We start from the raw sequence: 25,018 nt of genomic DNA, 5'->3' as shown, positions 1-25,018 counted from the left end.
GAATCCATTGCTTCGGCTTAATAGGAAGCATTACTATTCACGCCCCTTTCCTCAGCACGCCGCAATGATCCCCATGCTGCCCCGCAGACCCGGCTTTCTCGAGCATTACGAAGAGTTGATCGGCACCTGGACCCGTCGCCTGCGCAATCGCTCGCAGGCCGAGGATCTGGCGCACGACACCTTTGTGCGGGTGCTCGAATCCGATTCGTCTGCGGTGCAGCAACCCCGGGCGTATTTGCATCAGACGGCGCGCAACATCGCGGTGGACGGCTATCGGCGTGAGGACCGGCGGGGTGCCATGGAGTCGGAGGCGATCGATCTCAGTGAGTCGCCGACCGGCGACCCGGAGCATTACATGCATGCGATCCAGCTGGCCGACTCCATCGAACGCGCACTCACCGAATTGCCGGTCAACTGCCGGCGGATTTTCGTCTGGCAGAAGATCGAAGGCCTGACCCAGGCAGAAATCGCCGAACGCCTGGGCCTGTCCAAGAACATGGTGGAAAAGTATATGATCCGCACCCTGCGGCATCTGCGTGATCGCCTGGACGGGGCGCAATCATGAGCCGCGGCGTCTTTTCATCCCCAGCCAAACAGGACATTCCATGATGGATACTCGTGATTGCGCGTGCGGGCAAACAACGGTGCGCGATGAGGCGGCACGCTGGTTTGTGCGTTTGCAGGAGCCTGCTGTCGACGCCGAACAATATCGGAACTTCGAAGCGTGGCTGAACGAACATCCGCAGCACCGTGACGAATTCCAGTTGCTGCAAGGCCTGTGGACGGCGGCGGATCTGCTGCCGGCGCCACGGCTCAAGGCTCTGTGTGAAACCCCGCCAGCACGTCGCGAACGCCGTCCGTTGCTGCGTTATGCGGTGGCGGCCAGTGTGGTCGCGGTGGCTCTCGGGCTCGGTCTGTTCAGTGGCTTGAATCACCCGGCAGGTTACAGCGCCGAATTCGCAACGGCACTGGGCGAGCGCAGGCATGTCGCCTTGCCGGACGGCTCGGTGATTGATCTCAACAGCCGCAGCCGCCTGCAGGTGCGTTTCGAGAAGGATCGGCGCCTGATCGAGTTGACCGAAGGCGAGGCGATGTTCAGCGTCGAGCACGATACCTCGCGGCCATTCGTGGTAGAGGCCGGCAGCGGCAAGGTCACGGTCACCGGCACCCGCTTCGACGTGCGCCGCGACGTGACGCAAACCCGGATCGCCGTAGAGCAGGGCACTGTCAAGGTGCAGGGGCGGCATGCGCCGGACAATGAATTCATCAACCTGACGGCCGGCCTCGGCACCCATGTCGACGCCCATGGCGTTGTGGCTCAGGCCTACGCGGTCAACCCGGCGGAGCTGACGGCCTGGCGCAGCGGCAAACTGGTGTTCAACAACGCCAGTCTCAGTGAAGTGGTCGAAGAGGTGTCCCGTTACCGCGACAAGCCATTGACCGTCGCCAACCCGACTGTGGCCAGTCTGCGCCTGACCAGCGTGTTCAAATCCGACAACACCGACGCCTTGCTCAAGGCCTTGCCGAACATCCTTCCGGTGGCTGTGCGAACCCACGCCGACGGCAGTCAGGAAATAATTTCAAAATAAAATTCAGGTTTTTTTCGAGTTCGTCGTCTTCCTGTTCAACTGCAACTGGTTTGCATTAACAGCCGCACACTCTTGCGATCCACAGGACTCCGTACGACGTGAAAAACTCCTCTGCCAACAACAAAAAATCCCCCTGGTTGCCGCTGGCGCTCGCGCTCGCGGTCAACGCCGCGATGCCTCTGGCATTTGCCGCCGACGCCATTCATATCCGCGCGCAGCCACTGGGCCAGGCGCTGAGCGAACTGGGTCAGCAAACCTCGCTGCAAGTGTTTTTCAGCCCGGACCTGGTCGCCGGCAAACAGGCCCCGGCGGTCGATGGCAATCTTTCGCCGGAGGACGCGCTGCGCCAGTTGCTGCAGGGCAGCGGTCTGAACTATCAGATCAATGAAGGCTCGGTGACTCTGTCGCCAGCGCCGACCGCAGCCGCCAACGGCCCACTGGAGCTGGGCGTGACCGACATCAAGATGGTCGGTGACTGGCTTGGCGACGCCGATGCCGCCGTGGTGCAGAACCACCCCGGCGCACGCACGGTGATCCGCCGTGAAGCCATGGTCGAGCAGGGCGCAATGAACGTCAGCGACGTCCTCAAGCGTGTGCCGGGCGTGCAGGTGCAGGACTCCAACGGCACCGGTGGCAGCGATATCTCGCTGAACGTCGGCGTACGTGGCCTGACTTCGCGCCTGTCGCCGCGCTCCACGGTACTGATCGATGGTGTACCGGCGGCGTTCGCGCCGTACGGTCAGCCACAACTGTCGATGGCACCGATTTCCTCCGGCAACCTCGACAGCATCGACGTCGTGCGCGGCGCCGGTTCCGTGCGTTACGGGCCACAGAACGTCGGCGGCGTGATCAACTTCGTGACCCGTGCCATCCCGGAAAAAGCCACCGGCGAGATCGGCACTACCCTGGAAACCACTCGCTACGGCGGCTGGAAACACATCGACACCGCGTTCCTTGGCGGCACCGCCGACAACGGCATGGGCGTGGCGCTGTTGTACTCCGGCGTCAACGGCAACGGTTACCGCGAGCGCAACAACGGCAACGATATCGATGACGTGCTGCTCAAGACCCACTGGGCGCCGACCGATCAGGACGATTTCAGCCTCAATTTCCACTACTACGATGCCAGCGCCGACATGCCCGGCGGCCTGACGCAGAAGCAGTACGATGACAAGCCATACGACTCGGTGCGCGACTACGACAACTTCAGCGGCCGCCGCAAGGACGTGTCGTTCAAGTGGATCCGCCAGATCGACGAGCGCACCCAGGCCGAAGTGCTGACCTATTACACCGACAGCTTCCGTGGCAGCACCATCGCCGCCCGCGACCAGAAAACCCTGAGTTCGTACCCGCGTTCCTACTACACGCTGGGTATCGAACCACGTGTCTCGCGGGTATTCGATGTCGGTCCGACCACTCAGGAAGTCAGCGTCGGTTATCGCTACCTGAAAGAGGCCATGCACGAGCAGTCGAGCCGTCTGGCGCTGGTCAACAATGAGCCGGTGGTCACCAAGACGTCCGACGGCCACGTGTTCCAGGACCGTACCGGCGGCACCGAGGCCAACTCGGTCTACGTCGACAACAAGATCGACGTCGGCAAATGGACCATCACTCCAGGCATTCGCTTCGAGCACATCAACACCGACTGGCACGACCGCGCCGTGCTCGACACTGCCGGCAAACGCGTGCCGGAAAAAAACCGCAGCATCGAGAGCAACGAACCGCTGCCGGCGCTGAGCGTGATGTATCACCTGTCGGATGCGTGGAAGTTGTTCGCCAACTACGAAACCTCGTTCGGCAGCCTGCAGTATTTCCAGCTGGGGCAGGGCGGCTCGGGTGACCAGACCGCCAACGGCCTGGAGCCGGAAAAGGCCAAGACCTACGAGATCGGCACCCGCTACAACGATGACGTGTGGGGCGGTGAAGTGACGCTGTTCTACATCGACTTCGACGACGAACTGCAATACATCAGCAACGACGTGGGCTGGACCAACCTCGGCGCCACCAAGCACCAGGGCATCGAGGCTTCTGTGCATTACGACATGGCGGCGCTCGATCCGCGCCTCGATGGCCTGACCGCCAATGCCGGTTTCACCTACACTCGCGCGACCTATGAAGGCGAGATTCCAGGCTTCAAGGGCCGTGACCTGCCGTTCTACTCGCGTCAGGTGGCGACCGTCGGGCTGCGTTACGACATCAACCGCTGGACTTACAACATCGACGGTTTCGCCCAGTCCAAGCAGCGTTCACCGGGTACCGGCGTGAATGCCGATGGCAGCTTCAGCAACAACTACATCACCGAAGGCACGGCGGACGGCCAGTACGGCGACATCCCGGGTTATGTGACCTGGAACGTGCGCGGCGGCTATGACTTCGGTGCGCAGCTGTCGAACCTGAAGCTCGGCGCCGGGGTGAAAAACATCTTCGACAAGCAGTACTTCACCCGCTCCAGCGACAACAACTCGGGGATGTATGTCGGCGCGCCGCGTACGTTCTTCGTGCAGGCCAGCGTCGGTTTCTGACGCTGTTTGGCTCGTTCCCACGCTGCGTGGGAGCGAGCCGGTTCAGACCTTGAGGGCTTTGCCGCCTATCGCCACCGCCACCAGCAGCGTCGCCATCAACCCGAAGGCGAAGCTCAGGCTGCTGGCATGGGCGACAAACCCGATCACCGCCGGCCCCGCCAGAATCCCTGCATAACCCAGCGTGGTGATCGCAGGCACCGCGATGCTTTCCGGCATCACCGTCTGCTTGCCCACCGCCGTGTACAGCACCGGCACGATGTTCGAGCAGCCAGCACCGACCAGTGCATAACCGACCAGTGCCGCTTCCCAGCTTGGGGCGAACGTCGCCAGAAACAATCCCGCCGCCGCCAGCAGACCGCCAAACAGAATGATCCGCGTCGCACCCAGTGCGCGAACGATCCGGTCACCGGTCAAACGGCCCGCAGTCATCGTCAGCGCGAACGCGGCATAACCCAGCCCTGCATAGGCCGTATCGATCCCGCGCTCCTGCGCCAGAAACACCGCGCTCCAGTCCAGCGCCGCGCCTTCGGTGAGGAACACGATGAAGCACATGCCGCCGATGAACAGCACGATTCCGTGAGGGATCGCGAACGCCGGCCCCGAGCTTTCACTGCCGTAAGGCAACATGTGCGGCACAGCCTTGAACAGCGCCGCGATCAGCACCACGACCACCACCAGCATCGCCGCCAATGGCGACAACCCAAGGCCGAGCAGGGCGCTGACGCCTGCCGCGCCAACGATCCCGCCGAGGCTGAACAGGCCGTGAAACCCCGACATCATGTTCTTGCCGCTGGCCCGCTCGACGATCACCGCTTGCAGGTTCACCGTCGAATCCACCGTGCCGAGCCCGGCGCCGAACATGAACAACGTAGCGATCAACGCAGGTATCGACGACACCGTCGCCAGCAACGGCAACGCTGCACAGATCAGCAACGTGCCGCCGGTAGCCACGCGCCGGCAGCCGAACCGCGTGGCCAGAATCCCCGCCAGCGGCATTGCCAGAATCGAACCCACCCCCAGACACAACAGCAACAGACCCAACGTCCCTTCATCGAGCCCGGCCCGCGCCTTGGCGTAGGGCACCAGCGGCGCCCATGCGGCGATACCGAGCCCGGCGATGAAGAAGGCGATGCGCGTGGACATCTGTTGCAGGCGTCCAGGGACGAAGGTGTCTTTGGGCGTGAGACTGGTCATGGGAATCCTTGGCAAAAAACGTTTCAGCAGTGGGCATCCTTGCACAGCTCGCCCTTGCGGTGAATTGCGTTTTACAGTGACGTTTCAGATAGCAGGAAAACAAGGGCCGGTTCATGACGCAGTTCTACGATGCACGGGGCAATATCTACGGAGTGATTTCACCGCAGGCGCTGCGAGACTCCGGGATCGATCTGCCCGACACAGCCACGCAGTGTGCCTTGTCTCGACAGGTGTGGAGCCGCGCCGCGATTGCGCTGTGTTGTGACTGGCCCGATGGTCAGCGACCTGCCGGCAGCAAGGTCCACCGCAGCGATGGTTTGCTGATCGGCCCGTTCCAGGCCTCACCACCCTTTGATCTGCTGATCGTCAACACCGACGGCACGTTGGCCGAGCGCAGTGGCAACGGCTTGACGATTTTCTCTCAGGCCCTGCTTGAAGAAGGGCTGATGCCGGAAGAGGGCGCTTCGTTGCAGGTGCATTACGACAAACAGGATGCGTCATCGCCAGTGCCCGTTTCCGTCAGACCGGCAGAGGTGGCCGGCGTGCAAGGCTTCTGGCTGGATCTCGGGCAACCCGGTTTCGGTCCGGCAGTCGTCGGTGCAGTTGGTGTTGAACCCGTGCAGTTCAACAACGTGGAAGTCAGCCGCGTCCGGCCATTGGCGCAACTCGATCCTGCCTGGGCACACAGCCAGTTCGTGCGCATCGGCAATCCCCATTGCGTGACGCTGGTGCAGGACGAAGCCGCACTGCCGAGCAACGCGCAGATGCTTGAGTCGCCGCTGGCCGACAGCCTGACCGCCATCGCCTTCGCCATGCCCGTCGGCGCCGGCCAGCCATGCCCGGCCGGGGTCAATCTGCAATGGGCGATGCACGCAGGCGATCAACGCATCGCCGCGCAAGTATTCGAACGGGGCGAAGGCCCGACGGCGTCTTCCGGCACCAGCGCCAGTGCAGTGGCGTGTGCGGCGTGGCGGGCGGGCTGGGTGTCGGCGGGAGAGGTGCAGGTGGTCATGCCGGGTGGAACGGCACCGGTATTACTGGAAGAAGAGGGCGGTGAACTGACTGGCGTGCGTCTGTTCGGCACCGCGCATCAGGCGAAATGGTGAAGTCCCTTTCATGATCGTCCCCCCGGGAACGATGGATCCCTTGGACTTCACTGTGAGCCGGTTCGCTGCCGTTGTCGCCTGTCAGATCTGACAGGGCGGCTCTATCGTTTTGCGATAAGGCCGCCCCGGCCCATAACCATGAGTTCCCTCGATTCAGTGCGCCTTGAACAGTTTCACTGCAACCACGGCATCGGTGCCCACCGTCAGATACAGCAGTGTCTGCGGAGTGGTCTGCGCACCCTTGAAACATTCGACGATGACTGTTTGCGCCCCGCAGGCCTGTATCGCCAGCCGGTCAGCGTCGCGCAGTTGCCGTTTCACCGCCGCACTGACCGGGATCGGTGGGTGACTCTCGCGAACCGCTGTGCAGAATTTCACAGAGATTTCTCTTGGCGTGGGCGGTGGCGGGGAGGTAAGGCCTGCTTCTGCAAATAAATGATTGAGCTGCTCCGCCGCACTGACGGCTCGCGGAAAACCGGCAAAGGCTGAGGCTTGCAGCAGCACCTCGGTCATTTCGCCGGGCGCCAGGCCCGATGCGAGCCCGGTCTTGAGGTGCACGCTCAGCGGTGGCCCGACCATGCCCGATGCCACAACGGAGGCAAATGACACCGCTTCGCGCAATCGCGGGTCGAGACCGGGGCGCGAATGCAAATGCCCGTACACCACGCCAACCGCCAGTTTGGCCAATGCGGGAACGGTATGAAACAAGGCATCGAGCCGGGCGCCACCATCGGGCACCAGATCGATAAACGTATGGCGGCCTTCGCGATACAGCGTGGCCATGGGATGGGAAGCAGTTTTGGGGTTCATGTCGCGTCCTCATGCAGCAATGAGGATGGCAGCGGAGCAACTACGCGCGAACTACGGCATGACAGGGCGTCCATCGGGAAAGGTCGGCGCCGTTGCGACGCCGACCTCTACACCTTAGACGAACTCCACCACCGGCATCTGCCGCTTCACCAACACCTTGCCGTCACGGATCGAATACAGTGGCAGACCCTGGCTGCGGATCACTTCGTAATCACTGTCCGCTGACAGGATCAGCAGGTTGGCCGGGCGGCCCTGTTCCAGACCATAGCGCTCGCCCAGATGCATGGCTTTGGCGCTGTTGTCGGTGACCAGGTCCAGTGCGCTTTGCAGGTTGCGGTAACCGAGCATGTGGCAGATGTGCAGCCCGGCTTCGAGCACGCGCAGGATGTTGCCATTGCCCAGCGGATACCACGGGTCGACGATCGAATCCTGACCGAAGCAGACGTTCATGCCCGCTTCGAGCAACTCGTTCACACGGGTCACGCCACGGCGTTTCGGGAAGTTGTCGAAGCGGCCTTGCAGGTGAATGCTTTCGGTAGGGCAGGAGACAAAACTGATGCCCGAGTGCCCGAGCAGGCGGAACAGTTTGGCGCAGTAGGCGTTGTCGTAGGAGCCCATCGCGGTGGTGTGGCTGGCCGTCACGCGTGCGCCCATGTCGCGGCTGCGGGCCTCTTCGGCGAGCACTTCGAGGAAGCGTGAGTGCGGGTCGTCGGTTTCGTCGCAGTGTACGTCCACCAGGCAGCCAGTGCGTTCGGCCAGGTCCATCAGAAACTTCACCGAGCTGACGCCCTGATCGCGGGTGTATTCGAAATGCGGAATCCCGCCGACCACATCGGCGCCCATGCGGATCGCTTCTTCCATCAACTCGCGGCCATTGCGGAACGATTCGATGCCTTCCTGGGGAAACGCGACGATTTGCAGGTCGATCAGGTGACGGCTTTCCTCGCGTACTTCGAGCATCGCCTTGAGCGCGGTGAGTTGCGGGTCGGTGACGTCGACGTGGGTGCGCACATGCTGGATACCGTGGGCGGCCAAGGTCTGAATGGTTTTCTTGGCCCGGGCCTTGGTGTCTTCCTGGGTGATGGTGACCTTGCGCTCGCCCCAGCATTCGATGCCTTCGAACAACGTGCCGCTCATGTTCCAGCGCGGCTCGCCGGCGGTCAGGGTGGCGTCGAGGTGAATGTGCGGCTCGACGAAGGGCGGCACCACCAGATTGCCGCCGGCGTCGAGGTCGTCGGGACCCAGGGTCGGCGCTTCGGTCTGGCGCGCGATGCTGCGGATCAGGCCGTCTTCCAGGTGCAGTTCGTGCAGACCTTCCTGGTTGCGCAGGCGGGCGTTGATGATGTGCATCAGGCAAATCCTTCTTATAGGTCTTGTAGTGGCGCGCTGGCGCGGCGGGCGCCCAGCAGGCCGGTGACGATGACATACGTTAGCGCGGCAGCGGCGATCCCCACCAGCGGCGCGATCCACGGCGAGTGAAACGCAGCAACGGTGCCAACCGCGTAGGCCCCGAGCCCCGGCCAGTTGAAGGCCGGCAGCCGTGCGTCGGCCAGACGTGGATAGTGACCGCGCCAGCGGAAGAAAAAGTCGGCCATGATGACCCCGCCAATCGGTGGAATCACGGTGCCGAGCAGGATCAGATAAGGCACCAGCATGTCATACATGCCCAACAGCGCGAGCAGCGTGCCGATCACCGCACCGGCCAGGGTCACGGTCTTGCGGCGCCCGGTGCGCAGCAGGTTGCAGCCGGCGACGGCGAAGTTGTAGATGGTGTTGTCCTGGGTGCTCCAGATGTTCAGCAACAGCATGGCCATCGCCGCCATGGCGAAACCTTGCAGCAGCAACACTTCAACCACGTCGGGCTGCTGATAGACGATCGCGCCATAGGCACCGATCAGCACCATCAGACCGTTGCCAATGAAAAAGCCGATCAGGCTGGCCAGTACGGCGACCCGTGCCGAGCGTGAGAAACGCGTCCAGTTGGTGGCCTGGGTCGCGCCGCTGACGAAGGTGCCGAACACCAGGGTGATGGCGGTGGACCAGTCCAGCGAACCGGTCGGCACCACGGCCAGCAGACCATCAAGGCCACCGACCTTCACCGTGGCCACCCACATTGACAGCATCAGCAGCAACATCATGGCCGGCACCGCGATGTACGACAGAATCTCCAGCCCTCGATAACCGACATACGCCGTGGCGCAGAACGCCAAGCCGAACAGCACCATCAGCCCGAGCACCGTGCCGTCGTCCAGGGCGAAATATTTGCCGAGCACCACCGCTGCCGTGGCGGTGCCCCAGGCGTACCAGCCGATCTGGGTGAAACCCAGGATCAGGTCGCTGAGCTTGCTGCCCACTTCGCCGAAGCAGAAACGGCCCATCAGCACCGAGTTCAGGCCGCTCTTGTAGGCGATGTAACCCAGCGTTGCGGCGTACAGGCCCAGCAGCAGATTGCCGATGATGATCACCGTCATCATCTCGCCAAAGTCGAACGCTACGCCGAGCTTGCCGCCGGCAAACATGGTCGCGGTGAAGAAGGTGAAGCCCAGCAGCACCATCGCCGTCGAGGCCAGGCCTTTGCGCGCGTGCATGGGGACTTCGCTGAGGGGGTAGTCGTTGCCGGGATCGTTCTGCGTCATGGCGGGCGTTCCTTGCTGGAAAGGGAGGGCGCGAGGAGGTTGCAGCGGTCGTGCCAGTCACGGATTGACGGGGTTATGTATAGACGAGGTGGCGGATTTGGCGCGAAAGCAGTGCGCCTGCCTTCGCTGAAGCACAATGTGGGAGCCATCAGGCCGGTTGTTTTTCGGCTCAGAGAAAACGCAGCAGAGCGGCGACAATGGCCTCGGGTGCATCCTCCTGCACCAGATGCCCGGCATTCGGAATCGGGTGAAACTGCGATCCCGGAATCATGTTGTGCAACTCGCGTCCGCGTTCAATGGGAATCCACTGATCCTCCTCGCCCCAGAGAATCTGCACCGGGCAGCGAATCGTCGGGTACAGCGGCTGCACCTCCTGCGTGTAGCGCTGGTCCATCTGCGCGATCTGCCGGTAGAACGCCGCTTGCCCCGGATCACCCAGCCACGGCTGCACGTAGGGAGCCAGTTCATCGTCGGGAATGTCCCGGTGAATGGCCCCGCGAATGTAAGCCGGCACGATGGCGCGCTGGATGTAATCCGGCAGGCCGCTGAACGCCGCTTCATGCTGGCGCACATGCTGCACGAATGGCGAGCCCCAGGGCGTCAGCGCCACCGGGTCGATCAGGGTCAGGGTGCGGTAATCCTTGCCGTTGAGCAGGTGCGCGCGCAGGGCGGTGGCGCCACCGAAGTCGTGGGCGACCACGTCGGGGCGTTGCAGGCCCCAGTGATCCAGCAGTTGCGCGAGCAATTCGTTCTGCACGCCGAGGGAGACGTCGGCGTCCGGTTGCTCGGAGCGCCCGTAGCCCAGCAAGTCGAAGTAATGCACCCGATGCGTGGCAAAAAAATGCGGCGCGATGCGGTGCCACACACAGGAAGAGAAGGGCGTGCCGTGCACGAACACCAGCGGCGGGCCGTCGCCGCGTACCCCGTGGCGAATCTGTCGCCCGTTGAAATCAAAGACCTGATCCAGCAGCCAGTCCGTCATGGGCCTATCCTCTTGGCGGTTCGAGCCAAAAAGCATAGGCGTAAAAAAACCACCGGTCTCGGTGGTTTTTTGTGTCGCGGGATTTACTCGCCGCGATAGATGCAACCGCTGGTGCAGGTCTCGTGGATGCGGATCGCACTGAGTTCCGGCAGCAGGGGCTTCAATTCATTCCAGATGAACTTGGCCAGCACTTCGCTGGTCGGGTTCTCGAGGCCCGGAATGTCGTTCAGGTAGTTGTGATCCAGACGCTCGTACAGCGGCTTGAAAATCGCCTTGATCTCGGAGAAGTCACGGATCCAGCCAGTGTGCGGGTCGAGGTCGCCGCTCAGGTGAATCGCCACTTTGAACGAGTGACCGTGCAGGCGTCCGCACTTGTGGCCGTCCGGTACGTGGGGCAGGCGGTGGGCGGATTCGAACGTAAATTCCTTGAAGATTTCCACAGTGATTTCAGCTCTGTTCAGATGGCGTTCGCCGCAGCGAATTCGGGCAGGCGGCGAGTTTATCAGCTTGTTCCCGGCTGTGCTGACTAAAGGGTCAGCAAGCGCTCGGCGAGGCGACCATTGGCAGTCAGTTCGAGAAACTCGTCGCCCAGCCGGCGGCTCTCGTCCATCGCCGCGCGCCAGTATTTTTGCCGGCTCGGTGCATCGCCCATGAAACGCTTGAAGTCGTTACGGTCGGGGAGTTTGCCGTAGGGCAGGCGCGCCAGGTATTCCTTGACGGCGCGAGCAACAGCACGTCCTGCAAGCGCTCCACTGAGGCTTTGCGCCACGGCAGGGTCTTGTCGAACCAGCCCGGGATCACCCGGTCGGTGAAGTGCGGATAGAGCACGATGCCGTCGCCGCTGTAGGGCAGGTCGAGGTGATAGTCCAGCAGGCCGCCGTCACGAAAGGTGCCGGCGCCGGCACCCGGCAGGTCGCGCACGCCTTCCATGACCATCGGGATCGACCCCGATGCCAGCAGCGCCTGACGCAGATTGCCGGCATTGAGGGCAACGAAGCGCGACGGGAAATCGTTCAACGCGTGTACCGGCGGCGCCAGACGCGGGTCGTGGATGATCAGCCGTTCGAAGTGCCGCGACAGCCGCGCCCGGCCCCGCAGGTTGTCGGCGATCACCGAGCCCAGCGCCAGCCCGAGCCGGCCACGATGGTCGTCCGCCAGCCCGCCGTGGCTTTTGACCACCATGATGTTCAAGCGGTAATGGGCATTGTCGAGCAATACCGCATCGCGGCCGTCGAGCAGGTCGTCGAGCATGCGCTGCGAACTGCGGCTGACGTCGCTGATGGTTACGCCCTTGTTGAAGTTCTGCTCGGTGTACAGATGACCGAGGCGGCGAATACCTTCGGCGGCGTCCGGCAAACAGGCGCTGGCGAAGCGCCAGGAACCGACCGACGCACCGATCAGCGAACGCTCGCGCGGAGCCGCCGGCAGCCACTCGCCGAACAGCGCCAGATCCAGCCCCTGAATCCCCAGCGCCTTCGGCCCGCCGGCCGCACCGGGCAAAGTGCCGACATCGGCAGCGTTCAGGCCCTGGGCGCGGATGCGTGCCATGGCACGTGGGCCAGCCTTGAGGGTGAGGGCAGGGAACTTGATGTGGATGGCTGTCATACCGGTCTCGATCGTTAGCAAGCGAAAGATTATAAGCACATGTTGCCGGCCTTGCTGAAACTGGCCTGGTGATGGCCATTCAGCTTCAGTTAAGTTCGAATCACTAAGGTGGCGCTCAGGAAGAAATATCGGAAATCAGGAAAACCCATGAAAATTCTCGCGCCCCTGTTCATCGCGCTGCTCCTTTACAGTCTGACCTCCAACCTCGCCCATACCCGCGATCTGCTGGCGGATGAAGCCCGAAAACTGATCGACGCTGGTACCATTGTGCCGATTGAAACGGTCAAGGCCACGGTCATGACTCGCCATCCGGATTCGACCGTCATCGATATCGAACTGGAAAAGCGTTACGGCATTTATCTGTACCAGATCGAGCTGAAAGATTCGCAAGGCGTGGAATGGGAAATGGAACTGGACGCGAGCGACGGGCTGCTGCGCAGGGATCATCAGGACACTTAATGAAACTGTTTTTGCCGTATTCATCGACGCGCGCCACGGGACTTCTGGCCCTGGCGCTTGTTACGTTCTGCTCGGTGACGCTTGCTCGCGACCTGAATCAGGACGAAGCCCTGCGCCTGCGTCAGCAAGGCGTGATTCTGCCGTTGGAGCAGGTGCTGCATAACGCGATGGAACGCTACCCCGGTGCCAAATTGCTGGAAGCCGAGCTGGAAGAGAAACACGATGTGTACATCTATGAAATCGAGCTCCTGACCGCCGAAGGCGAGGCCCGCGAGCTGCATTTCGAAGCCGCCACCGGCCGTTTGCTGAAAGACAAGGAAGATTGATCGATGCGTTTGCTTCTGGTGGAAGACCACGTCCCCCTGGCCGATGAGCTGATCGCCGGCCTGCAACGGCAGGGTTATGCCGTGGATTGGCTGGCGGACGGTCGCGATGCGGTCTATCAGGGCCGCAGCGAACCGTACGACCTGATCGTTCTCGACCTCGGCCTGCCGGGGGTGCCGGGCCTTGAAGTGCTGGCGCAATGGCGCGCCGGCGGGCTGGCGATACCGGTGCTGATCCTCACGGCCCGGGATTCCTGGGCCGAACGCATCGAGGGCCTGAAGGCCGGCGCCGATGATTACCTGACCAAACCTTTTCACCCGGAAGAACTGCATCTGCGCATCCAGTCGCTGCTGCGCCGCTCCAAGGGGCAGGCCAACCAGCCGACGCTCAAGGCCGCGGGACTGCACCTGGACGAGGGCCGCCAGTGTGTCGTGCGTGACGGCGCCGACATTCAACTGACCGCCGCCGAATTCCGCCTGCTGCGTTACTTCATGCTGCACCCGGAGCAGATTCTTTCCAAAAGCCACCTCGCCGAACACCTCTACGACGGCGAGACCGAGCGCGATTCCAATGTGCTGGAAGTCCACGTCAACCACCTGCGGCGCAAACTCGGCAAAAGCGTGATCGAAACCCGTCGCGGCCAGGGTTATCTGTTCGGCGGACAGGCTTCGTGAGATCGATCCAGCGCCGCTTGAGCCTGGGCCTGATCAGCGTGATGGTAGTCGTCGGCGTGGTGCTGGCGCAAACCAGCCTGTGGTTGTTCGAAGTCGGTTTGCAGCGTTACCTCGAAGCCGGTCTGCGCAATGACAGTGAAAGCCTGCTGGTGGCACTGGTCCGTGGACCGCAAGGCTTGCAACTGGATGAGCGACACCTGTCGCCAGCCTACCAACGGCCGTTTTCCGGCCATTATTTCCGCATCGACTTTGCCGACAGTCACTGGCGTTCACGCTCCTTGTGGGATCAGGACCTGCCGCTGCTGCCGGAGCCCGGTCTGCACAGCAATCTGCAACTGGGGCCGGACGGGCAGCAACTGCTGGTGTTGCGTTCCGACTATCGACGGCTCGGCCAGTCGATCTCGATCAGTGTTGCCCAGGATTACACCCCGGTGCGCGAGAGCTTCCAGCGCATGCGCCAGATCGGTCTGGGACTTGGGCTGGCCGGGCTGCTGCTGATCCTGATTCTGCAGCGGCTGACCGTGCGCCGCGCCTTGCGACCGCTGGAAAAGGCTCGCGAACAGATCGCCCAGTTACAGCAAGGCCAGCGCTCACAACTCGATGAGCAAGTGCCGGCAGAACTGGAACCGCTGGTGGCGCAAATCAACCATTTGCTGGCCCATACCGAAGACAGCCTCAAGCGTTCGCGCAATGCCCTGGGCAATCTCGGGCACGCGCTGAAAACCCCGCTGGCGGTGCTGTTGAGTCTGGCCTCGAACGAAAAACTCGATGCCCATCCCGAGCTGCGCAAGATCCTCAAGGAACAACTGGAACAGGTTCAGCAACGCCTGAACCGCGAGCTCAACCGTGCGCGGCTTTCCGGTGACGCGCTGCCGGGCGCGCTGTTCGATTGCGACGCGGAACTGCCGGGGTTGCTGGCGACATTGAATATGATCCACGGCGAACACCTTTCGCTGAGTTACGTAGCGCCATCGGGACTGCAATTACCGTGGGATCGTGAAGACCTGCTGGAACTGCTCGGCAATCTGCTGGACAACGCCTGCAAGTGGGCGGATGCCGAGGTGCGGTTGAGCGTGGTCGAGACGGCTGAAGGTTTTGTGCTGAGCGTGGAAGACGATGGGCCGGGGATTCCCGAGGCGCAGCGCCATCAGGTGTTCAGTCGGGGCACGCGGCTGGATGAGCAGACCCATGGGCATGGGTTGGGGCTGGGGATTGTGCGGGATATTGTCGAGACTTGGGGCGGGGTTTTGGTGTTGGGGGAGAGTGAGTGGGGTGGGTTGAAGGTGGAGATTCAGTTGCCCCGGCGGTGAACCCGCCCCCACAGGAATCTGTGGTGAGCGGGTTTGAGCGTCAGACCCGAAACTGATCCATCAAACTCTGCTGCTGATTCGCCAGGCTATTGAGCGACTGACTCACCCGCGCCGACTCATTCGCCTGCCCCGACAGCGATTCCGTCACGTCACGAATCGTCGCCACGTTGTTGTTGATCTCTTCGGCCACCGCGCTCTGCTCTTCAGCGGCGCTGGCGATCCGCAGGTTCATGTCGCTGATCACCGTCACCGCATCGCCGATCTGGCGCAACGCGGTTACGGCCTGGCCGACCTGTTCGACGCTGCCCTGGGCCTGACGATGGCTGTTGCCCATCGAACCGACTACGTCCTGGGTGCCACTTTGCAATTGCTCGATCACCTGGCGGGTTTCTTCCACCGATTCCTGGGTGCGGCGGGCGAGGTTGCGCACTTCGTCGGCCACCACCGCAAAGCCACGACCGGCCTCACCGGCGCGGGCGGCCTCGATCGCGGCGTTGAGTGCCAGCAAGTTGGTCTGCTCGGCGATGGCGCGGATGGTTTCCAGCACCGTGCCGATCTTCTCGCTGTTGGCGGCCAGGCCTTCGACCTGAACCATCGCCGCGCTCATGTCGGCGGCCAGGGTGTCGATGCTGGCGGTGGTGCGGTCGATCACGGTCAGGCCCTGACGCGTGGCGCGGTCGGCATCCTTGGCCGCTTCAGCAGCTTGCGCAGCGCTGCGGGCCACGTCCTGGGCGGTGGCGCTCATTTCGTGGGACGCGGTGGCGACCTGATCGACCTGACGGTATTGCTGCTCCATGCCGGCGCTGGTCTGGGTCGCAATGGCCGAGGACTGGTCGGCAGTGTTGCGCGCATCCTGCACCGAGCGTTTCACCTCGGCGATGATCGGTTGCAGCTTGTCGAGGAAGCGGTTGAACCAACCGGCCAGTTGGCCGAGTTCGTCTTTCTTGTCATAGGCCAGACGACGGGTCAGGTCGCCTTCGCCGCTGGCGATGTCTTCCAGCATGTGCGCCACGCCGAGAATCGGCTTGGTCACGCTGCGTGCCATCAGCCACACCAGCAGCAGACCGAGCAGTGCTGCAAGCACGCCGAGGCTCAGTTCGATCAGGGTGCCCGAGGTGTTGCTGGCATCCAGTTGTTGCTTGAGCGCTTCGGCGCGACTCACCAGCACTTTTTCCGGCACATCGAGCAGCACGCCCCACGACGGGCCACCGGGAATCGGCTGGAACGGCGACAGCACTTTCAGCTGCGCATTGCTGTGCAGGCTGCTGACGGTGTGGCTCGAAGCGAGCAGGCGCAGCAGTTCGGCGCCGCTGGTGGTGTCTACGGCATCGAGACGCTGGCTGAGTTTGTTGGCGTCCGGGCTGTAACCGGCGAGCAGGCCGGCGGGGCTGATGATGCTCACGGCGGTCTGGCCGTCATAGAGCTTTTTGCTGGCGCCCTGGCTGATCGCCTGCAGGCTGTTGAGGTTGATGTCTACCGACAGCGAGGCGATGACTTTGCCGTTGACCATCAGCGGGAACACGATGCTGGTCATCAGCACCTTTTGCCCGTCGATCACATAGAAGTACGGCTCGATCACGCACGGTTTGAGCGTGGTGCGCGGGCAGGTAAACCAGGCATTGGCGGCCTGGCCGCTGGGGCCGGTGCTGGTGTCGGCCATGTCGCTTTCCGGCAGCGCCATCGAGGTCACTTTGCCCGGGGTCGGCTGCGACCAATACAGGGCGAAGCGGCCCTTGTCGTTGCTGCCTAATTCACTTTGTCCGGCGAACAGCTCGTCCTTGCCGTCCAGCGCATTGGCTTCGAACACCAGCGACAGGCCGAGCAGTTCCGGGTTGGCCTGCAACGCCGATTTCACCTGACGGGTCATGTCTTCGCGCAGGTCGAAGGCATCGAGAAAGCGCTTCTCGGCCTGTTCGCGCAGGAACAGCACCTGACGCGAGAAGCCGTGGCCATATTGGTAGGCGTCCATGAACTGCTGGCGAATGCCCGCGGCCTGAACTTCGCCCTGGGACTCGATGCGCGCCTGAGCCGATTCGGTGAGCATCTCCATGCTGGAGGCTTTGACCAGTTCGGAACTGTGCTCCATGCGATACAGCGAAAGACCCACCAACAGGGTCACGATACCAGCCAGGCAGAGGCCGGCGAGCAGGGTGATTTTCCATTGGATGGAAAGTTGTCTGAGCGACATGGAGACGTCCTTATTCGATAAATATCTGAGACTTTGCACTGTAACGGCCACGAAGCAGCTTTCTTGAGCTACAAGCCACAAGTCGCGAGCTTAAAACACAAAAGCTTGCAGCTTGTGGCTTGCAGCTTGCCGCTGCTTCCTTCACAGTGCGCGCCCTTCTAATAAGACCCTCTATGCAAATCCGCTGGCGACCTTCGTGGCTTGCCGGCCGGACTCATCCTGTCTGGCGGTGAATGGCTTTACCGTCGTGTTTTTGAGGTAGTGAAATGAATGCAGTGATTGCTGCGGTCGGCGTCATGCTGATCCTCAGCCTGTCCCGGGTGCATGTGGTGATCGCGTTGATCGTCGGTGCGCTGGTCGGTGGCCTGACCGGCGGCCTGGGCATCGACGCCACGCTCAAGGCCTTCAACAGTGGCCTGGGCGGCGGGGCGACGGTGGCGTTGTCCTACGCGTTGCTCGGCGCTTTCGCCGTGGCGATTGCCAAGTCCGGCCTGGCCCATGCGCTGGCCGACAAGGCCCTGGCGATGGTCGATCGTCAGCACGCATCCGGTGGCGGCAGCGTCAAATGGCTGCTGATCGGCCTGCTGTGGGTGGTGGCGATCGCTTCGCAGAACATCCTGCCGATCCACATTGCGTTCATTCCATTGCTGGTGCCGCCGCTTCTATATGTATTGACCAAACTGCAGCTGGATCGCCGGCTGATTGCCTGTGTCATGACCTTTGGCCTGATCACGCCGTACATGTTCCTGCCAGTGGGCTTCGGCAATATTTTCCTCAACGAAATCCTGCTGGCCAATGTCGCTCGCAGCGGCGTGGACGTCAGCGGCATCAACGTCACTCATGCGATGGGGATCCCGGCGCTGGGCATGCTGGCCGGCCTGGGCATGGCCTTCATCAGCTATCGCAAGAAGCGCGTCTACGATCTGGGGAAAATCGAGCAGGTCGAACAAGTGGCGGTGCAATACAACCCGCGCAGCCTGATGATCGCCGGTGTTGCCATTGCAGCAGCCTTCATCATTCAGTTGCTGCTGGACTCGATGATTATCGGTGCGTTGTCCGGTTTCCTGATCTTTTCGGCGTCAGGCATCGTCAAATGGCGCGAGACCGATGATCTGTTCACCGAAGGCATGAAAATGATGGCGATGATCGGCTTCATCATGATCGCTGCCTCCGGTTTCGCCGAAGTGATGAAAGCCACGGGCGAGGTGCAGACGCTGGTCGAGTCTTCAGCGTCGTGGATCAACCACAGCAAAGGCATCGGTGCCTTGCTGATGCTGCTGGTCGGATTGCTGGTGACCATGGGCATCGGCTCTTCGTTCTCCACGGTGCCGATCCTCGCGGCGATTTTCGTGCCGCTGTGCGTACAGCTAGGCTTCAGTCCGATTGCCATCGTCTGCATCGTCGGTACGGCCGGCGCGTTGGGCGATGCCGGTTCGCCGGCTTCGACTCGACCCTCGGCCCGACCTCCGGCCTGAACATCGACGGCCAGCATCACCACATCTGGGACACCGTGGTGCCGACCTTCCTGCACTACAACCTGCCATTGCTGGCGTTCGGCTGGGTGGCCGCGATGGTTTTGTAACACCCCAAACCGGATCGTTACTGCTCAGAACGTGGTAACGATCTGGTTAGACCTCAGCTCAACTTTTGCTTTCGCGTGCCGTTAACGCCTTTAACCACGCCAATAAAACCAAAAGAGTGAGCCCCTATGCGCCTGAGTCTCAAGGCTAAAGTCCTGTCCCTTGCCGTCCTTCCGGTCTTGCTCTTTGCGCTGGTGATCAGCCTGACCACGCTGTTCATCCTCCAGGAACAGGCGCACAAGGAAGTCGAACAGACCCGCGAACGCCTGCTCGGCGATGCCAAGGCCACTCTGGCCAGCTATGTCGCAGTGGCCATGACCACCATCAAACCGCTGTACGACGCAGCCGTTCCCGGTGACACCGACGCACGGGCGCAGGTGATCAAGCTGCTCTCGGGCATCAAGTACGGCAAGGACGGCTACTTCTTCGGCTACGATTCCGAGACCGTGCGCCTGTTCAAGTCCACCGATCCCGAAGGCGTGGGCAAAAGCTTCAAGGACAACCGCGACCCGAACGGCGTCTACGTCAATCGCGACCTGGTGAAAGTGGCGAAAGACGGCACCCACTACCTGCAATACAGCTCGCCGCTGCCGGGCAACGCGCAAGTGTTGGTGCCGAAACTCGGCTACACCGAATACCTGGCGAAGTGGGACATGGCGGTCGGTACGTCGGTCAACCTCGACGGTATCGAGGCGCAAGTGGCGTTGGTCCAGGCCCAGGTTCAGGAGCGCATGGAAGGTGTGGTGCTGAGCATCGTCGGCGTGGCGGTGGTCGTGTTGCTGCTGATCGCGGTGGCGGGGCTGGTGCTGGCCAATACCATTCTGCGGCCGCTGAACCTGATGAAAGCCAACCTCGATGACATCGCCGCCGGCGAGGGCGACCTGACCCGGCGCCTGACCATCACCAGTCAGGACGAACTCGGCGAACTGGCCGGTTCGTTCAACCGCTTCGTCGACAAGATCCACGGCCTGGTGCGGCAGATCACCGAGATGACCACACAACTGACCGGGCTGGTGACGCAAGTCTCGGATCAGGCCCAGCGTTCGGATCAGGCCATGGAGCGTCAGCGTCACGAAACCGATCAGGTGGCCACGGCGATCAACGAAATGTCCGCCGCCGCGCAAGAAGTCGCCAAGAGCGCACAGAACGCCGCCGTCGCCGCGCAGCAGACCGACGAAGAAGGCCAGACCGCCAAGCGCGTGGTGGCCGGCAGCATCAAGCAGATTCATGCGTTGGTGGACGACATCCGCAGCAGCGGTGTGTCCCTCGACAGCCTGCAGCAGGACGTGTCGTCGATTGTCGGCGTGCTTGGGGTGATTCGCTCGATTGCCGAGCAGACCAACCTGCTGGCGCTAAACGCCGCAATCGAAGCGGCCCGGGCCGGCGAGGCCGGGCGCGGGTTTGCGGTGGTGGCTGACGAGGTGCGGGCGCTGGCGTCGCGCACGCAGATCAGCACGCAGGAAATTCAGGGCATGATCGACCGTTTGCAGGCCGGTACGCAGTCGGCGGTTGAAGCGATGCGCCGGTCCAGCGAGGCGGGTGACGGTACCTCGGCCCAGGCCAATCAGGCGGGGGCATCGCTGGATGCTATGGCGGATTTGATTGCGACGATTAACTCGATGAACGCGCAGATTGCCAGTGCTGCCGAGGAGCAGACGGCTGTGGCGGAAGAGATCAACCGTAGCGTGCATCAGATTGCGGTGGCGGTGGATAACGTGGCGGATGAGACACAGTTGGGGGCGCAGACTTCGCGCAGCCTGGCGGATCTGGGGCAACGGCTGGGCAAGCTGGTCGGACAGTTCCGTATCTGACCCCTGAAAGCCCCCTCACCCTAGCCCTCCCGAAACGTCGGACCGCCCGGAGGGAGAGGGGACCGACCGCAGTGTCTTGCGTCATACATCGACCTGAAAAATCGTGTCGATTATGGATTCAAAGCCGATCGCTCACGTCGGCGTATCTCTCGAATATCCCCCAATCGGTCCCCTCTCCCTCCGGGAGAGGGCTAGGGTGAGGGTAGGCTTTTGATCTTCAGGGGCGATCCCAATAAGGCACCTCCCCAAAACACTCAACAAAGAAATCAATCACCGTCCGAACCTTCACCGACAACCGCCGACTCCCCGGCCACAGCACCGCAATCTGCTGCGGCTCCACACTGTTCGACACCTGATAATCCCCCAGCACCGGCACCAGCGTGCCCTCACGCACCGCCTCGCCAATCAGCCATGACGGAAACATCACCAGCCCCAGCCCCTGTTCGGCAGCCTGGGTCAGGGTGTCGGCGTGATTGCCGGTGATCGGGCCTTTGACCGAGTACGGCGTCCACTCGCCCTGATCCTGCCGGAAAAACCAGCGCTGCTGACCGGTCGCACCCTTGTAGGCCAGACATTGATGGCGGGCGAGGTCTTCAGGATGCTGCGGCGTGCCGAAACGTTTGAGATAGGCCGGGCTGGCCGCGACCTGAAACCGGTGCGGCGCGAGGATCCGCGCCTGCATGCTCGAATCGTGCAACGGGCCGATGCGGAACAGCAGGTCGGCGCCTTCCTGCAGCGGGTCGATGTAGTGATCGGTCTGCTGGATGTCCAGTTGCATCTTCGGATAGCGCTCGCACAAACGGCCCAGCCATGGCGTCAGATGGCGCTGGCCGAAGACCACCGGGGCATTGATCCGCACCAGTCCGGTGGGTTCGCTTTGCTGTTCCTGCAACGCCTGTTCGGCTTCCTCCAGTTGCACCAGCACCAGCCGCGCGTGGTGGCCGAGCATGCGCCCGGCTTCGGTCGGCGTTACCGCCCGGGTGTGGCGGTAAAGCAGTTGCTGGTTCAGTGCCTGTTCCATCAACTGGATCTGTCGGGAAATCGAGGAGGGCGCCACGCCTTCGCGGCGGGCGACTTCGGAAAAACTGCCGTGGTCGAGCACCGCCACAAACAGCCTTAGCGCCTTGAATCCCAGTTCGTTGAGCCCGTGCATTGAGTGTCCTGCTATGCGAGTTGCGCAAAAGTGTTGTCCGGATGCTCCCATTTATCGCACAGCTGCGCCAGCCGATAATCCGCGCCATCGTTTCCTTCAGAGGTTTTGTGAATGCAGTCGTTTGATGAAGTGAGTGCCGCGCCGGCTCCGGTCGCCCGGCCGGGTTTGCGCTTGTTGCTGTTGCCGCTGGTGATTCTGGCCGGCATGGGCCTGTCGGTGGAGGCCGGGTTGCTCGGGCCGTTGGGTGAGCAGGTCGGGCATCTGTGGGCGACCTTGAGCATCTTCGGCGTCGGCTCGGCGATTCTGTTTTTGCTGTTGCTGTTTGCGGGGCCGCAGAAAGGTCCGGCGCTGACCGATCTGCCGCGCTGGCAGTTGATCGGCGGGTTTCTGGGGCCGATGTACGTGGTGGTGCTGACCCTGGCGACGCCGCATATCGGGATTGCGATGACCATGATTGCGATTCTGTCGGGGCAGGTGGGCAAGAGTGTGCTGATCGACCATTTCGGCTGGTTTGGCGCTACGCGCAAGAAGGTCAACGGCGAGCGCTGGCTGGCGTTGGGGTTGATTGTGGCGGCACTGATTTTGATTGCGCGGGGTTGATGAGATGAGTCTGGTGATTTTGTTGGCGGTGGTGGTGTTGGCCGGTGCGGTGTTGAGTGTGCAGGCGGCGATCAATGGGCGATTGGGGGAGACCGTTGGTGTTCTGCGCAGCAGCCTTCTGACTTTCGTGGTCGGCGCGGTGAGTACGGGGCTGCTGATCCTGTTTTTCGAACCTGCGCAGGCGGTGAGTCTGCTTGAGGTGCCGAAATGGCAACTCAGTGGTGCGTTGTTTGGCGTGGTTTACATGATGGTCATGGTGGGAGCGGTGCCGCGCGTCGGTACGGCCGTGGCGACGGTGGCCGTGATTGTCGGGCAGTTGGGGATGGGGATGCTGATCGACAATTTCGGTTGGCTGGGGAATTCCGCCATCGAGCTGTCGGGCGCGCGGATTCTGGCGATGGTCTGTCTGGGGCTGGCGCTGGTATTCATGTATCGCAGCAGTGTGCGTCAGGCGGACTGACAGCTTCTACACTGGTGGTACGGCCTGGATATCAGGCCTCGGACAACCACCACCAAAGGAGTCTGTTCCATGGCCGATAGAAAATGCGATTGCCCGGGATGTAGCTGCAAGATCAAGGAAGGCGAGCATTCCTACGTGGCGCACGGCAAGCACTATTGCTGTGAAGCCTGCGCTCATCATCACAAGGGTGGTGAAGAGTGCTCTGGCAAGGGTTGCCATTGCGCGCACCCGAAATAACGGGCTGCATGAAAAAGTGGAGCCTAGTCGGGCTCCACTTGCAGTTTCAGGCTGTCGTCGTCCAGGCGTTCGGTGTGGCGGACGGTGCCTTGCAGGCGTCGGCCTTCGACCCGGACGTCGACGGTAACGGCCTGTTCGAGGTCTTCCGGCTGCGGGGGCGGACGCGCAGGGCGAAGCAGTAGGGATCGTTTTCGACGGGTTCCAGGCCAACCGGGCAGTCGATGCTTCGGGTGACCCGGCCGGTTGCGGTGTCCAGGCTGTAGTCCAGATGCGCCGGGCTGCTGATGGTCGTCATGTGTGTTCCCCCGAAAGAGTCCCCGCCTGCGCGCAAGCTTAGCTTGCCGGTCGCCACGTGACGTTTTCCACGCCGAATTTTTCTGCCATCGGCTTGCTGGTCTTTTGCACTTTCTCCCGGCCGAAGCGCGGGATGCGGCCCACCCCGGCGTCGCAGCTTGCCCAGTGCCACGCCTCGGTGTTGTCCATTTTGTCCGAGCGGATAATGAACGACTTTGGCGTGCCGTGAAGGGTGTAATCGATAACGTACAGTTTTGCGTTGTTCATAAAGCCGTTCTTCCTCCCTGTGGTAATAGAAGGATCGCTGCGCATCGGGAAAATTCACTCGGATTGTCCGACGGTATCTATCAATGGCGAGGAACCGGGCGCACTGGTTACCATGACGCCTTCGCCAACCCTGATGAATGTTCGCCATGGCCCTCGCTGCGCCCCCCGATCTGAGTGATACCGATGTGCCGGTGCAGCCGCTGGCGCGCACCTATCCGCGTGGGTTGTTCATCGAGCCGCACGAGCATGTCTGGGGGCAGTTGCTGTATGCGATGAGCGGCGTGATGTGGGTCGAAACCCCGCACGAGGCGCTGGTGGTGCCGCCGCAGCGGGCGGTGTGGTTGCCGCCGGGCGTGCCCCACGGGATTCGCGTGGTGTCGGATTTGCAGATGCGCAATATCTACCTGCGCCCGGCGCTGGCGGCGACGCTGGATGACACGGTGCAGGTGATCGAGGTCGGCGGTCTGCTGCGCGAGCTGATCGTCGGGCTGGTGGAGCAGGGCGACAGCGGTGATGCCGAGTATTACGAGGCGTTGGTCGGGCTGGCGCTGCTGGAGCTGAAACGCGCAAGGCGTTCACAGTTGAAGATCCCGCTGCCGGACGATGCCGACCGGCGGTTGATGAGTCTGTGTCAGGCGGTGATGGCCGCGCCATCGCTGGACATTCCTTTCGAGCAACATGCCGAGAACGCCGGAGCCAGCGTGCGAACGTTGGCGCGGTTGTTCAAGGACGGGTTGGGCATGGGCTTCGCCGAGTGGCGGCGTCAGGTGCAATTGGCGACGGCTGTGGCCGAATTGATCCAGGGCGTGCCTGTCAGCGCGATTGCCCGGGAGCTGGGTTATTCGCCGAGCAGTTTCAGCGACATGTTCCGTCGTGAGTTGGGTATCGCGCCTTCGCAGTTCGGTGCCGGGCAGCTTCCGGGCTGATTTGGCCGAAATTCAGAAGTCCTTGGCCGGTGCTTTCGCACAGCCTTCCCTAGACTTTGCCCATTCCCTTTATGTGGCGGAGTGATCCCATGAACTACCTGATTTCCCTGGGCATCGGTCTGGGCGTCGGCCTGTTGTATGGCGCGCTGGATTTCCGTTCCCCGGCGCCACCGGCCATCGCGCTGGTCGGCCTGTTGGGCATGCTGGCGGGCGAGCAGTTGTGGCCGCTGGGCCGGCAACTGGTCAGCGGCTGGTTGTCCTGAATTTCCTTTTTTCATTCGGTGGATGAAC

The 25,018-nt window shown here is 62.3% G+C and carries 23 protein-coding genes and 5 pseudogenes; 16 read left to right on the top strand and 12 right to left on the bottom strand.

All coding sequences use genetic code 11. The annotated features are described in order from the left end of the window. The first annotated feature begins 64 nt into the window (after nucleotides 1-64). The 3 genes from R1A29_RS18370 to R1A29_RS18360 all read left to right on the top strand — a co-directional run bounded on the left by R1A29_RS18370 (nucleotide 65) and on the right by R1A29_RS18360 (nucleotide 4,111). Complete coding sequence (locus R1A29_RS18370) at nucleotides 65-565, top strand: sigma-70 family RNA polymerase sigma factor (RefSeq protein ID WP_045121794.1); 501 nt, start codon at nucleotides 65-67, stop codon at nucleotides 563-565. Between the two features lie 40 nt (nucleotides 566-605). Next, nucleotides 606-1,589, top strand: coding sequence for a FecR family protein (locus R1A29_RS18365; RefSeq protein WP_438299149.1), 984 nt, complete (start codon nucleotides 606-608; stop codon nucleotides 1,587-1,589). A gap of 98 nt (nucleotides 1,590-1,687) precedes the next feature. Next, nucleotides 1,688-4,111, top strand: coding sequence for a TonB-dependent siderophore receptor (locus R1A29_RS18360; protein WP_438299148.1), 2,424 nt, complete (start codon nucleotides 1,688-1,690; stop codon nucleotides 4,109-4,111). A 42-nt stretch (nucleotides 4,112-4,153) separates the two neighbouring features. Here R1A29_RS18360 and R1A29_RS18355 read toward each other — a convergent pair whose 3' ends face one another. Beyond that, a complete protein-coding gene (locus R1A29_RS18355; RefSeq protein WP_438299147.1) occupies nucleotides 4,154-5,305 on the bottom strand; it encodes an MFS transporter in 1,152 nt (383 codons plus the stop codon). Nucleotides 5,306-5,418: 113 nt separating this feature from the next. Between R1A29_RS18355 and R1A29_RS18350 the strand changes: the two genes are divergently transcribed. Continuing rightward, nucleotides 5,419-6,411: a diaminopimelate epimerase gene (locus R1A29_RS18350; protein WP_438299146.1), complete on the top strand. Its 993-nt coding sequence runs from the start codon at nucleotides 5,419-5,421 to the stop codon at nucleotides 6,409-6,411. 153 nt (nucleotides 6,412-6,564) lie between these two features. Here the strand turns inward: R1A29_RS18350 and R1A29_RS18345 are convergent, their stop codons facing one another. The 6 genes and pseudogenes from R1A29_RS18345 to R1A29_RS18320 form a co-directional block, all read right to left on the bottom strand. Then, nucleotides 6,565-7,221 (bottom strand): carboxymuconolactone decarboxylase family protein, encoded by a 657-nt coding sequence (locus R1A29_RS18345; RefSeq protein ID WP_438299145.1) that lies wholly within the window; start codon nucleotides 7,219-7,221, stop codon nucleotides 6,565-6,567. A gap of 114 nt (nucleotides 7,222-7,335) precedes the next feature. Further along, a complete protein-coding gene (codA, locus tag R1A29_RS18340; protein WP_438299144.1) occupies nucleotides 7,336-8,571 on the bottom strand; it encodes a cytosine deaminase in 1,236 nt (411 codons plus the stop codon). A 14-nt stretch (nucleotides 8,572-8,585) separates the two neighbouring features. Further along, nucleotides 8,586-9,857 carry a cytosine permease gene (codB, locus tag R1A29_RS18335; protein ID WP_438299143.1) on the bottom strand — a complete coding sequence of 424 codons (1,272 nt, stop codon included), beginning with the start codon at nucleotides 9,855-9,857 and terminating at the stop codon, nucleotides 8,586-8,588. Nucleotides 9,858-10,026: 169 nt separating this feature from the next. Beyond that, on the bottom strand, nucleotides 10,027-10,839 hold the full coding sequence (locus tag R1A29_RS18330) for an alpha/beta fold hydrolase (protein WP_438299142.1): 813 nt from the start codon (nucleotides 10,837-10,839) through the stop codon (nucleotides 10,027-10,029). Between the two features lie 83 nt (nucleotides 10,840-10,922). Next, nucleotides 10,923-11,279, bottom strand: a complete 357-nt coding sequence (queD, locus tag R1A29_RS18325; protein WP_007955941.1) for a 6-carboxytetrahydropterin synthase QueD — start codon at nucleotides 11,277-11,279, stop codon at nucleotides 10,923-10,925. Between the two features lie 86 nt (nucleotides 11,280-11,365). Continuing rightward, nucleotides 11,366-12,444 (bottom strand): annotated as a pseudogene (locus tag R1A29_RS18320) (patatin-like phospholipase family protein). Nucleotides 12,445-12,591: 147 nt separating this feature from the next. Between R1A29_RS18320 and R1A29_RS18315 the strand changes: the two are divergent. The 4 genes from R1A29_RS18315 to R1A29_RS18300 are packed head-to-tail and all read left to right on the top strand — an operon-like array spanning nucleotide 12,592 to nucleotide 15,211. Next, nucleotides 12,592-12,903 (top strand): PepSY domain-containing protein, encoded by a 312-nt coding sequence (locus R1A29_RS18315; RefSeq protein ID WP_438299141.1) that lies wholly within the window; start codon nucleotides 12,592-12,594, stop codon nucleotides 12,901-12,903. After that, complete coding sequence (locus R1A29_RS18310) at nucleotides 12,903-13,229, top strand: PepSY domain-containing protein (protein ID WP_085712535.1); 327 nt, start codon at nucleotides 12,903-12,905, stop codon at nucleotides 13,227-13,229. Before R1A29_RS18315 ends, R1A29_RS18310 begins: the two co-directional genes overlap by 1 nt. 3 nt (nucleotides 13,230-13,232) lie before the next feature. Then, complete coding sequence (locus R1A29_RS18305; RefSeq protein WP_438299140.1) at nucleotides 13,233-13,901, top strand: response regulator transcription factor; 669 nt, start codon at nucleotides 13,233-13,235, stop codon at nucleotides 13,899-13,901. Then, on the top strand, nucleotides 13,898-15,211 hold the full coding sequence (locus R1A29_RS18300) for a sensor histidine kinase (protein WP_438299138.1): 1,314 nt from the start codon (nucleotides 13,898-13,900) through the stop codon (nucleotides 15,209-15,211). Before R1A29_RS18305 ends, R1A29_RS18300 begins: the two co-directional genes overlap by 4 nt. 40 nt (nucleotides 15,212-15,251) lie before the next feature. On the opposite strand, the gene R1A29_RS18295 is transcribed toward R1A29_RS18300, so the two are convergent. Together R1A29_RS18295 and R1A29_RS18290 are read right to left on the bottom strand one after the other, a co-directional pair. After that, complete coding sequence (locus tag R1A29_RS18295) at nucleotides 15,252-16,007, bottom strand: methyl-accepting chemotaxis protein (protein ID WP_438302065.1); 756 nt, start codon at nucleotides 16,005-16,007, stop codon at nucleotides 15,252-15,254. Between the two features lie 102 nt (nucleotides 16,008-16,109). Then, nucleotides 16,110-16,256: pseudogene (locus tag R1A29_RS18290) on the bottom strand (HAMP domain-containing protein); the annotation flags it as partial. Nucleotides 16,257-17,665: 1,409 nt separating this feature from the next. On the opposite strand from R1A29_RS18290, the pseudogene R1A29_RS18285 reads away from it, so the two are divergent. The 3 genes and pseudogenes from R1A29_RS18285 (at nucleotide 17,666) to R1A29_RS18275 (ending at nucleotide 20,790) form a co-directional block, all read left to right on the top strand. Further along, nucleotides 17,666-18,981 (top strand): annotated as a pseudogene (locus R1A29_RS18285) (Na+/H+ antiporter family protein). Between the two features lie 126 nt (nucleotides 18,982-19,107). Next, nucleotides 19,108-19,884, top strand: a pseudogene (locus tag R1A29_RS18280) (cache domain-containing protein); the annotation flags it as partial. 84 nt (nucleotides 19,885-19,968) lie between these two features. Continuing rightward, nucleotides 19,969-20,790, top strand: a complete 822-nt coding sequence (locus R1A29_RS18275; protein ID WP_371856523.1) for a methyl-accepting chemotaxis protein — start codon at nucleotides 19,969-19,971, stop codon at nucleotides 20,788-20,790. Nucleotides 20,791-21,007: 217 nt separating this feature from the next. Here the strand turns inward: R1A29_RS18275 and R1A29_RS18270 are convergent, their stop codons facing one another. Then, nucleotides 21,008-21,943 carry a LysR family transcriptional regulator gene (locus tag R1A29_RS18270; RefSeq protein ID WP_438299137.1) on the bottom strand — a complete coding sequence of 312 codons (936 nt, stop codon included), beginning with the start codon at nucleotides 21,941-21,943 and terminating at the stop codon, nucleotides 21,008-21,010. 111 nt (nucleotides 21,944-22,054) lie between these two features. On the opposite strand from R1A29_RS18270, the gene R1A29_RS18265 reads away from it, so the two are divergent. From R1A29_RS18265 to R1A29_RS18255, 3 genes are all read left to right on the top strand, one after another. Continuing rightward, nucleotides 22,055-22,543: a DMT family transporter gene (locus tag R1A29_RS18265; protein ID WP_114884216.1), complete on the top strand. Its 489-nt coding sequence runs from the start codon at nucleotides 22,055-22,057 to the stop codon at nucleotides 22,541-22,543. Between the two features lie 4 nt (nucleotides 22,544-22,547). Then, nucleotides 22,548-23,003: a DMT family transporter gene (locus tag R1A29_RS18260; protein WP_438299136.1), complete on the top strand. Its 456-nt coding sequence runs from the start codon at nucleotides 22,548-22,550 to the stop codon at nucleotides 23,001-23,003. Between the two features lie 69 nt (nucleotides 23,004-23,072). Next, nucleotides 23,073-23,240 carry a metallothionein gene (locus R1A29_RS18255; RefSeq protein ID WP_085686659.1) on the top strand — a complete coding sequence of 56 codons (168 nt, stop codon included), beginning with the start codon at nucleotides 23,073-23,075 and terminating at the stop codon, nucleotides 23,238-23,240. 23 nt (nucleotides 23,241-23,263) lie between these two features. On the opposite strand, the pseudogene R1A29_RS18250 reads toward R1A29_RS18255, so the two are convergent. After that, nucleotides 23,264-23,535, bottom strand: a pseudogene (locus tag R1A29_RS18250) (hypothetical protein). A gap of 38 nt (nucleotides 23,536-23,573) precedes the next feature. Then, nucleotides 23,574-23,801 carry a DUF6555 family protein gene (locus R1A29_RS18245; RefSeq protein ID WP_064597962.1) on the bottom strand — a complete coding sequence of 76 codons (228 nt, stop codon included), beginning with the start codon at nucleotides 23,799-23,801 and terminating at the stop codon, nucleotides 23,574-23,576. A gap of 146 nt (nucleotides 23,802-23,947) precedes the next feature. Between R1A29_RS18245 and R1A29_RS18240 the strand changes: the two genes are divergently transcribed. Further along, nucleotides 23,948-24,727 (top strand): AraC family transcriptional regulator, encoded by a 780-nt coding sequence (locus R1A29_RS18240; RefSeq protein ID WP_438299135.1) that lies wholly within the window; start codon nucleotides 23,948-23,950, stop codon nucleotides 24,725-24,727. 89 nt (nucleotides 24,728-24,816) lie between these two features. Continuing rightward, nucleotides 24,817-24,990 carry a DUF1427 family protein gene (locus tag R1A29_RS18235; RefSeq protein WP_085712525.1) on the top strand — a complete coding sequence of 58 codons (174 nt, stop codon included), beginning with the start codon at nucleotides 24,817-24,819 and terminating at the stop codon, nucleotides 24,988-24,990. Nucleotides 24,991-25,018 lie beyond the last annotated feature (28 nt).

Source organism: Pseudomonas sp. NMS19W (assembly GCF_051554255.1).
Classification (GTDB): Bacteria; Pseudomonadota; Gammaproteobacteria; order Pseudomonadales; family Pseudomonadaceae; genus Aquipseudomonas; species Aquipseudomonas kribbensis.
Note: the sequence above shows the minus strand (reverse complement) of the source record. Positions and strands in the feature narration are given on the sequence as shown.